The sequence below is a fragment of the Aquimarina atlantica genome, assembly GCF_000626715.1.
Taxonomy (GTDB): Bacteria; Bacteroidota; Bacteroidia; order Flavobacteriales; family Flavobacteriaceae; genus Aquimarina; species Aquimarina atlantica.
In genome coordinates this window covers 73,716-83,807 of the sequence record NZ_AQRA01000010.1, presented here as the reverse complement: position 1 = coordinate 83,807, position 10,092 = coordinate 73,716, and the positions used below count along the sequence as shown (strand labels likewise).

Below are 10,092 nucleotides of genomic sequence, written 5' to 3'. Positions count from 1 at the left end.
TGTTTCAATAAACATAATCCAATCTTTTTAGAAGAAATGGGCTATGAACTATATATAATTAAAAACTCACTAAAATTTCCATTATGAAGGCTATTAAAGAAGGTTTAAAAGTATTATCCAGAGGGACTTGCGGAACAGCATTTTGTTCTCTGTTAAATAGCGAGTATGGTGTTCCGAACGAAATAGCAGAGATTGCAGCATCTCCTTTTGCAGGAGGACTATTAAATAGAGGATTTCAATGCGGAATGATCGGAGGAGCTGTTTTGGCTGCCGGGGCCGAGTCATACCGAAGAAATGAAGACACAGGAGAAGCAATAGCAATGGCCATAACAGCTACACAGCATCTGATGGAATCCTTTAAAAAAAGAACAAATACAATAAGTTGCCGGGATATTACCGAGATGGATCTTACAGGTAAATTAGCTCCGTTAAAGGTATTGTTTACAGGAAAAGCTTTTGGTTGTATGAAGCTGGCGGGAAGATGGGCTCCCGAAGCGATTAAATCAGCAGATGAAGGCTTATCGGATGAATCTGTAAGCTTCTGTCCAGGGTCGGTAAGTTGTGCATCCGAGGTAGTCAGAAAAATGGGAGCTACAGAAGAAGAAATGCTTATGGTAGCAGGATATGCAGGAGGACTTGGTTTAAGCGGAAAGGAATGCGGAGCACTAAGTGCTGCGATTTGGTATAAAATGGTGGATTGGATAAAAAAGAATCCTGGTAAATCACCATCGTCATTTGATGACCTGGAGACCAAAAAGATGCTGAGAGCCTTTTATGTTCAAACAGACTCTGAAGTATTATGTAGTAAAATTACAAACAAAGAGTTTAAGGATATAGATGATCACTCCGAATATATTAAGAATGGAGGCTGTAAGAAGATCATCGATGCACTTGCTGCACTATAATTTAAAATATAATTGCCATGCTAAAACAAATATTGAACAAACGAAATATTTATTTCGATCATAACGCAACAACCCATATAGCACCATCTGTAAGAAGTGTAATGAGCCGAGTATTAAAGTCCTATTGGGGAAATCCCTCGTCGGGATATTCAAAAGGGAAAATGTCTGCGCAAATTATTGAAAAAGCCCGTGAACAAGTTGCAGCGGCTATTGGTGCTCATTCGCATGAAGTGTATTTTTCTAGTTGTGCGACAGAATCTAATAATGCGTTATTGAAAACAATAAGTACTCATTTCTATCCCGATAAAAATAAAATAATATCTACACCAATAGAGCATCCATCGGTGATTCAAACATTAGAGTATTTGAAGACTCAAAATATAGATGTTCAATATTGTCCTGTCGATAGTTCTGGTCGTGTATTGCTTAAAGAGCTCGAAAATATGATAGATGATAAGACTTCTATAGTTTGTTGTATGTTGGCTAATAATGAAATAGGAACGATTCAGGATATTAAAAAAATATCAGAAATGGCAAAGGCTAAAGGTGCTCTGGTTTTTTCTGATTGTGTGCAGGCATTAGGCAAAATTCCTATAAACGTAAAGGAACTAGGAGTTGATTATGCAACATTTTCTGCTCATAAACTTTATGGTCCTAAGGGAATAGGTGCCTGGTATGCTAAAATTAGCTGCCCTCTAGAACCTTATATTCATGGAGGACATCAGGAAGAAGGAATGCGAGCAGGTACAGAATCCATTCATAATATCGCAGGTTTTGGAGAAGCATGTAGGCATGTAAATAAACTTGTTTCTCTTTCAATAAAAAATGAACCTTTTAAAAAAATATTCATTAATGAATTGAAAGCAATAAAAAGTGATATAATTATTAATTCTCCAATAGATAACTGTTTGACAAATACCATTAATTTAACCTTCCCGGGTATTGGCAGTGGCGATTTAATGAAGTCATTAGATTATAAAGGAATTGCCGTTTCTTCTGGCTCTGCATGTAGTACATCATCTAATAAACCTTCTCATGTTTTAAAAGCAATAGGCTTAACAGATGAGGCAGCACAGGAATCGATCAGGATAAGTTTTGGATCGAAGACAAAACACCAGCATATCAGATACGCTTTAAAGGTGATGAAAGAATATATTGAAGAAATAAAAAGTGAAAAATTAAACTCACCTGTTAAGATCAATAGACCAGGTCTGAACTATAATAGATAAGAATACTCGCTCAGATAAAAAATAAAATAGCGCATTAAAAATTTTAAACAATTACTTAATGTAAAGAAATGGTTAATTCTTTAATGTAATATGGAGTGTTTACACTTAGTCTCAATTTTATAACTAATTTAGGAATAGGTGATTATTGAAATTTAAATGTGCAAAAATGTATAAATCTGAAAAATTTTGGGATAAAAGCGCTACTGGATACGATAAGGAAGAAATGAAAGATAAGGAAGTGCGAATTAAAATTCTTCAAAAAATCAAAGAGTATCTTAAAAAAGAGGATAATGTTTTGGATTATGGATGTGCCACTGGCATATTAGCCAATGAAATTGCTAGTAATGTTGATAGGGTTTATGGCATTGATATATCGTCTGAAATGATTCGAATTGCTCAAAAAAAGGCCGATGAACTACATATTCAAAATGTGGAGTACTCGCATACTACAATATTCGATGAGAATTATAAGTCAGGAGACTTTAATATGGTATTAGCAGTGTATATGCTTCATTTATTAGAAGACTTGCCTAAGGTTTTGGAAAGAATCTATGAATTGTTAAAACCGGGAGGAGTATTTATTTCTGTAACACCTTGTTTGAGGAAAAGATCTCTTACTGGCATAGGACTATCATTGGTAAGTAAAATCGGATTAATTCCGAAACTGAAAGCATATACCGTTTCAGAATTAGAAAACTTAATAAAAGATACGGGATTTGAAATTTTTGAAATCGAATGTTTGCACCGAAGAGGAAAGCAACATTTCATTGCAGTACGAAAGAATTGAAAAACTTAATGTTACTAAAATTATTTAAAAATAAGAACAGATTAAAAATCAAATAAAACCAGGTTCAAATGGAAACAACTATGTACAACGAGTATGGATCATCAAACGTTAGCCAGCTCAAACAAGAAGAAAATGGTATGCAAAAGGGTAATGAATCAGAAACAGCATTTGCTGAGCTGGAACGTGGAGTGCATGCAGCGCTAGAAACTTATTCCAACGTACATCGTGGGAGTGGACACAATTCAATGGTATCTTCTCATCTATATGAGCATGCCAGAGATATTGTTTTAGAATATATGGGACTTAACAAAGAAAAGAATATTACCATTTTTTGTTCCTCCAAAAGAACAAATGATTTAACCTCTCAACTTAAGTCGGGAAGCTATCAATTCCTGACAAGTAAAGAGGTAGGTTTACCATTGGGCATAACTGCAGTTGTTGTCGGAAAAAAAGCATTACCCAAAGGTGTACCATCAGAATGTGGGGGAGGAACGGCCAGACTTGTTGCTGCAAACTGGATAATCTGGAATAATGGACCTGATAAATTTGAAGCCGGTACTCCAGCTATTGTTAATGTCATTGCGTTTAGTAAGGCACTTCTCTTAATGAAACAATATGGAAAAGACATCTTTAAGAAATTATCTCAAAAAGATCTTAGTGTAAATGAATTGGTATATAAGGATGGGTTGGAGAAATACTCTGGACCAGAACTTATGAAGGAACTTAAACAAACTTTAATTGGACGAGGTATGATTGTACCAACCATGGAAGGTGAGAGACAATTCGTAAATCTGGATAACAGTGCCAGTACCCCCACGTTTACTCCAATTTGGAACACGTTTAGGCAAGCATTACGTTTGCCAGAGAAAAGAAGACAAGAGGTAGTACAAGAAGTAAAAACTATTTGTAGCGAAATCCTGGGTGCACCTCTCGAAAACTATGATATCATTTTTACCAAAAACACTACTGAATCTATCAACCTTGTATCTGAAAATCTGATTAATAATCCCGAAAATAACATTGATCCAGTAGTAGTGATCTCTCTGCTGGAGCATTCCTCTAATGATTTGCCATGGCGTATGATTTCTCCAAACTCTTTGGTCAGATTAGGTGTGAATAAAGAAGGCTTTATAGATTTAGTAGAGTTAGAAAAAAATCTTCGAGAATATAATCTGGAATATAAGTACGCAAAGAAACGAATTAAAATTGTTGCTCTAAGTGGTGCTTCTAATGTTTTGGGGTCGTGTCATAATATTAAGGAAGTAAGCTCAATTGTTCATAAGTATGGCGCAAAACTTTTGGTAGATGGTGCTCAGGTAGTTGCTCACCTTAAGGTTGATATAGAAAAAGATGGGATCGATTATATGGCTTTTTCAGCACATAAAGTATATGCACCATTTGGTACAGGAGTATTAGTAGTGAGAAAAGGGCTACTCAATTATAACCTGAATGAGAAGAAACGTATCCAATTGTCTGGAGAAGAAAATATAGGAGGTATTGCCTCTTTAGGTAAAGCACTTGTGCTTTTACAACGTATCGGTATGGATGTGGTTCATAAAGAAGAACAAGTATTGACCAAACGAATATTAGATGGGATGTCAAAAATACCTGGACTTACAGTTTTTGGGGTAAATGACTCAAAATCCCCTCAGTTTAATGATAGGATTGGGGTTATTGTTTTCGAAACTAAAGGAATTTTGCATAACACGCTGGCAGAAGAGATGTTCAGAAAAGGAGGTATTGGTGTACGATACGGTTGTCATTGTGCCCATTTACTGGTTAAAAAAATAACAGGTATTAGTCCTGTACTCGAACAAGTGCAACGTGTCGTTCTAACTGTAGCTCCAAAAACCCAATTACCAGGGGTGGTTAGGGTAAGCCTCGGGATAGAAAATACAGAAGAAGATGTTGATATTTTAATAGAGGTGTTACATAAACTAATTCAACAAATGAAAGAAAAACCTAGTGGAGCACAAAAAAAGGCAAATTCGAAAGCAGAAGCCGATTTCCAGAAACAGCTGGATGATTTCTCTCAGGCCGCAGTTCAAAGAGTTTATGCTTAGTAGTTAGGATGAACTACACTATATATACATTAATGTCTATGAATAGGAAATAATAATCTTATCCCAAAACATAATCAATCTGGTTTTGGAGAATTCCTAGGATTCAAATTTTATTTACAAGAATTTCATTAGATAGGCTGAGGTAGGATTTTGTATACATATCCGGATGATCTTATTCATATCAGATCATCAAGTCAGCAATTCAATATTCAGGATAGGCATCAGGAAAAATAATTGATCTTGATTGAATACTTGATAATCGAGACTCAATGTTCTATTGATCAAATAATGATTGATGACCTATCATAAATCAAATATTACCAACACACAGTATAATCAAAAACTAAGATACAGGTAATGTAGCTTACTCTGGTATACTCAAAAGATTCGTATGCCAATCACACAAAAACTTAATTTTTAACCATTTATAATAGAAAAACATATGCGTATAGCAGGAATTGAAGCAATGAATGTCTTCGGAGGCACAACATTTTTGGATGTAGAAAAGCTTGCAGAATATCGTAAATTAGATACTTCTCGTTTTAAAAATCTTCTTATGAAAGAGAAAACGGTGGCATTACCATATGAGGATCCAGTCACTTTTGGAGTAAATGCTGCTAAGCCTCTTATTGATGCTCTTAGTCCAGAAGAAAAAGATAGAATCGAACTGGTCATTTCATGTACAGAATCTTCCTTTGATTTTGGGAAATCAATGAGTACTTATTTTCATGAAATTTTAGGCTTAAATCGTAATTGTCGTTTGTTTGAATTAAAAAATGCATGCTATTCGGGAGTAGCTGGTTTTCAAATGGCGATCAATTTTATTTTATCCCAAACTTCACCTGGGGCAAAAGCTCTGGTAATTGCCACAGATGTATCCCGCTTTATGATAGAAGAAGGTGGAGATGCACTCACCATGGAATGGTCATTCGCAGAACCTAGCGGAGGAGCAGGAGCAGTCGCTATGCTGGTTAGTGAGAAACCTTATGTGTTTCAGGTGGATATCGGAGCTAACGGTTATTATGGTTATCAGGTTATGGATACCTGTAGACCTACTTCAGATGGTGAAGCAGGAGATTCTGACCTGTCATTACTTTCTTATTTAGACTGTTGTGAGAATTCTTTTTATGAATACCAAAAACGTGTTCCAGAGGCAGATTATGCCAAGACTTTTAGCTACCTGGCATTTCATACTCCTTTTGGAGGAATGGTCAAAGGAGCACATCGTAATTTAATGCGTAAAGCAGTGAAAGCAAAGCCTAAGGATATAGAAACAGATTTTGAGAATCGAGTAGTTCCCGGGTTGATCTACTGTCAGCGTATCGGTAATATTATGGGAGCGACAGCTATGATGTCACTCGCTAGTACGATTGAGAATGGTAGTTTTGATGCACCACAAAGAGTAGGATGTTTTTCTTATGGGTCTGGCTGTTGTTCTGAGTTTTTTAGTGGTATCGTAGGTGAAAAAAGCAAAGAAAGTATACAGAAATTTAAGATCAAAGAGCAATTTGATAAAAGGTATGAACTAACAATGGATGAATACGAAAATTTATTGGTAGGGAGCAATGCAGTAAAATTTGGTACCCGTAATGTAACACTGGACACCGATTTTATTTCTCAAGCCAGAAAAACACTTGATAGAGAAACACTTTTTTTAAAAGAGATTAAAGAATTTAAAAGAGAATACGAATGGATATCATAAGTAATGTAACATCATACGAGACTATAAAAACCAGATTTGAAGGAGATATTTGTTTTATTCAAATCGATCGTCCAGAAGCTAAAAATGCAATTAATAATACATTGATCGAAGAGTTTACAAATGCACTCGATCTGTGTGAAGAGTTGGCAAAAATTGTAGTTGTCGAAGGTTCTTCTAAAGTATTTTGTTTTGGTGCAGATTTCAAAGGGATCCAACAAAGCTTTGAAAACGGAACCCAGCACGAGGAGCAAAATCCAGAACAAATGTATAATCTATGGCAAAAACTGTCCTCGGGCCCATATATTACTATTGCGCACGTTAGAGGAAAGGCTAATGCTGGAGGAATGGGTTTTGTGGCTGCTTGCGATATAGTACTCTGTGAAGAGAAAGCCGTTTTTAGTTTATCAGAACTTCTTTTCGGACTAATGCCTGCATGTGTTTTACCTTTTCTGATCCGTCGAATAGGATTCTCAAAAGCACATTATATGACATTAATGACTCAACCCATATTAGCAAAAGAAGCATATGACTGGGGATTGGTAGATGCATATGACCAGAATAGTAAAAATCTGTTGAGAAAACATTTATTACGATTACGTCTACTTTCTAAAGAAGGAATCACCAGTTATAAAAATTACCTGAATAAATTGAATGATTTTCCAGATGCTTCCAAATCACATGCTCTCGCAGCAAATATTGAAGTGTTTTCTGATGAAAGCAACCTGAATAAAATCACAAGATTTGTGAAAACTGGGCAATTTCCCTGGGAATAAGGATAAATGTCTAAGGGGATAATACCCAATATGGATAGCCCATGTAAGTAGGAAACCTGTATTGTTTGAACCTTTTAAAAACCAAATCATTATTAATTTATTTTTTTAGAGAGAAGTATGAAGAACTGCTCCAACTTCGCCAATAATATTGTAATTAGTATTATCATCTCATTTATAAGTATTACATATGTTTATGGTCAGGTTCCCATAGAAAATGATAGCATAATTGACAGTGAGGATTTTGATATCATTGATATGGAATCTACTTTGATTGAAGAAAAAAAAGACGCTACTTCATGGGTTTCAGATATGTTTAGTGCAATGCGTTTGGGGATACAATATGGGTTTACTTATAAAGTCGAAAAACCGGATAAAATTATGAATAACCGGCTTTCATTTCGGCTAGAATATTCCAAATCTTTTATGGATTACCTTTCACTTCATATAGATACAAAGATGTTTACTTTTCTCAAAAATGATCATAGAATTAGGGATAATAAGGACATAGCATTTGAAGGAAGAACCAGAGAAGCTTATTTACAAACTAGTTTTAATGAAACAAGTATTAAGGCGGGAATTCAGATAGTTGTATGGGGAGAATCAGATTATGCAATTGTTACTAATGAAATAGGCCGTTTGGATTACCGGGAACCATTAAGCCTCAATATGGATGACCTTAGGATTGGACAGCCTATGATAACAGTAGATCAATATTCATCACTTGGATATTGGAGTGCATTTTTTGTACCGTATCCCGAATTTAATGAACAACCTAGAAAAGGAACAGGGTATTATTACAATCCTTTTGACGGAAGAGTTGAGTATTTAAAGGAAAAACAGAAGGGAAATTTTTTTGAGTATGGTTTGCGATGGAGAAAAACCTATGGGAAAAGTGATGTTAGTATTATGGCAGCCAGTCTGATAGATAATCAATATGCGTTACGAATGGTCACTCCTGATCTTATTGCCAAAAGTAAACAGCGGTTTTTTATGGCTGGTATTACTCTAAATCGAGCAATTAGTAATTTACTCGTTAGAGGCGAAGTAGCTTTAAAATCCCGAAAAGCATATAATGATGCATCATTTCAGATTGTAAAGAAAAATGCTCTGGATGCTTCACTTGGTGTTGATTATTCTCCCAACAGTACTTTTACATTAAGTATGGAAGCTGTAAATTATCATATTATGGACTGGTCCGACCAAATTCAGGGAATGCCTAGAAATAACTACACATTCCTGATGGCCTTAAGTAAACAACTAATGAAAAATGATTTGTCTTTTAGTTGGGCCTCTATGTATAATGGACCTTATACTAATTTTTTTAATGTGTTATCAGCTTCTTACAATTGGAATGACCATATCACCTTAAATTTTGATGCACTCATTCCAATAGTAGACGATAATAGAAGTGGTTTTTACCCGTATCGTAATCAAAAACAAATTGCTTTTAGGGTTTTATATCAACTTTAATTGTTAAGCACATACTACATGAGGCTTTCTTATCTATAAATAAAAGAAAAACTAAGGCATTGTAGAAGTAAAATACCTAACCAAGTAATTATAAGGTTTTTCAGATTTTCTACTAGTATCAGTTGTAAGAATATGTAAAGGGTTAGAAAACCCTGTCTTAAAAATAAAAAAAATCAAATGAATAAACAGATTATATGTATGTTCTCTGGACAGGGTTCTCAATATTACAAAATGGGTAAAGAACTCTATGAACATAATGAACAATTCAGATATTGGATGGATCATTGCGATGAAATGATTTTTCCGTTACTAAAAACCTCTTTGGTTGATGTTTTATATAATGGAAAAAGAAAGAGTGAGCCTTTTGACAATATTCTTTATACGAACCCTGCGATATTGAGTGTTCAGTATAGTATGTTCAGAGTACTGAAAGAAATGGGTATCCAGCCAGATTTTCTTTTGGGATATAGCATGGGGGAGCTTCATGCAGCCGTTGTTTCGGGGGCCATTTCTCTAGAAGATGGAATAAGAATATCGGTGGATATAGCCAAGCTTACTCATAAAAGAACTCAACCAGCAGGTATGTTGGCTATTATGGGATCAAAATCAATAATGACCCGCTACCCAGATCTTTTTCATAACTGTTGGTTTACAGCAGGGAATTTTCAAGAGAACTTTGTTGTAAGTGGTTTGCCTCATGCCATACAAAACCTTCATCAAAACTTAAATAAAGAAAACATTATATCACAAATATTACCGGTTAAATATGGGTTTCATACTGAGCTTATAGATCCAATTGAAGAAGCGTATACATACATTTTCAAGGATATTAAGGTAGTCTCTCCCAAAATCCCGATGATATCGTCATTACAATCAGGAACAGTCCGGGAACCGAATGGGGATTATGTATGGAAAGCTATTCGTTACCCTGTTAATTTTGAGCAAACTGTACAAAGAATACTAGAAACTGGAGATTATATTTTTATAGACATGGGACCTAGCGGAACTTTATCAACCTTTGTTAAATATATACTTCCTTCAGGTTCAGATTCTATTTCATTACAAATGATAAATCAATTCGGAAGTGATCTCAATGTTATTCAAAAGGTAAGAACCAGTTTATGTTAGTAATCTACTGTAATAAACATTTTTCAGAGGTATTG

General features: G+C 35.0%; 8 protein-coding genes. All 8 read left to right on the top strand.

Annotated features, from left to right (window positions below; translation table 11 throughout):
- Positions 1-83 precede the first annotated feature (83 nt).
- The 8 genes from ATO12_RS20960 (at position 84) to ATO12_RS20925 (ending at position 10,057) form a co-directional block, all read left to right on the top strand.
- Entirely contained in the window at positions 84-905 is an 822-nt protein-coding gene (locus ATO12_RS20960; protein WP_034246222.1) for a C-GCAxxG-C-C family protein, read from the top strand.
- A gap of 17 nt (positions 906-922) precedes the next feature.
- Positions 923-2,134, top strand: a complete 1,212-nt coding sequence (locus ATO12_RS20955) for a cysteine desulfurase family protein (RefSeq protein ID WP_034246220.1) — start codon at positions 923-925, stop codon at positions 2,132-2,134.
- A 166-nt stretch (positions 2,135-2,300) separates the two neighbouring features.
- Positions 2,301-2,921, top strand: a complete 621-nt coding sequence (locus ATO12_RS20950) for a class I SAM-dependent methyltransferase (RefSeq protein WP_034246218.1) — start codon at positions 2,301-2,303, stop codon at positions 2,919-2,921.
- Between the two features lie 68 nt (positions 2,922-2,989).
- Complete coding sequence (locus ATO12_RS20945) at positions 2,990-4,984, top strand: aminotransferase class V-fold PLP-dependent enzyme (RefSeq protein ID WP_034246215.1); 1,995 nt, start codon at positions 2,990-2,992, stop codon at positions 4,982-4,984.
- 442 nt (positions 4,985-5,426) lie between these two features.
- Positions 5,427-6,686 carry a hydroxymethylglutaryl-CoA synthase family protein gene (locus ATO12_RS20940; protein ID WP_034246210.1) on the top strand — a complete coding sequence of 420 codons (1,260 nt, stop codon included), beginning with the start codon at positions 5,427-5,429 and terminating at the stop codon, positions 6,684-6,686.
- Positions 6,674-7,459 (top strand): enoyl-CoA hydratase/isomerase, encoded by a 786-nt coding sequence (locus ATO12_RS20935; protein ID WP_034246207.1) that lies wholly within the window; start codon positions 6,674-6,676, stop codon positions 7,457-7,459. Before ATO12_RS20940 ends, ATO12_RS20935 begins: the two co-directional genes overlap by 13 nt.
- Positions 7,460-7,576: 117 nt before the next feature.
- Entirely contained in the window at positions 7,577-8,929 is a 1,353-nt protein-coding gene (locus ATO12_RS20930) for a DUF1302 family protein (RefSeq protein WP_034246204.1), read from the top strand.
- 177 nt (positions 8,930-9,106) lie between these two features.
- On the top strand, positions 9,107-10,057 hold the full coding sequence (locus ATO12_RS20925; RefSeq protein ID WP_034246201.1) for an acyltransferase domain-containing protein: 951 nt from the start codon (positions 9,107-9,109) through the stop codon (positions 10,055-10,057).
- Positions 10,058-10,092: the final 35 nt, after the last annotated feature.

Coding starts and splice junctions, on each gene's coding strand:
- ATO12_RS20960 (WP_034246222.1), top strand. CDS start 84: ATGAAGGCTATTAAAGAAGGTTTAAAAGTATTATCCAGAGGGACTTGC.
- ATO12_RS20955 (WP_034246220.1), top strand. CDS start 923: ATGCTAAAACAAATATTGAACAAACGAAATATTTATTTCGATCATAAC.
- ATO12_RS20950 (WP_034246218.1), top strand. CDS start 2,301: ATGTATAAATCTGAAAAATTTTGGGATAAAAGCGCTACTGGATACGAT.
- ATO12_RS20945 (WP_034246215.1), top strand. CDS start 2,990: ATGGAAACAACTATGTACAACGAGTATGGATCATCAAACGTTAGCCAG.
- ATO12_RS20940 (WP_034246210.1), top strand. CDS start 5,427: ATGCGTATAGCAGGAATTGAAGCAATGAATGTCTTCGGAGGCACAACA.
- ATO12_RS20935 (WP_034246207.1), top strand. CDS start 6,674: ATGGATATCATAAGTAATGTAACATCATACGAGACTATAAAAACCAGA.
- ATO12_RS20930 (WP_034246204.1), top strand. CDS start 7,577: ATGAAGAACTGCTCCAACTTCGCCAATAATATTGTAATTAGTATTATC.
- ATO12_RS20925 (WP_034246201.1), top strand. CDS start 9,107: ATGAATAAACAGATTATATGTATGTTCTCTGGACAGGGTTCTCAATAT.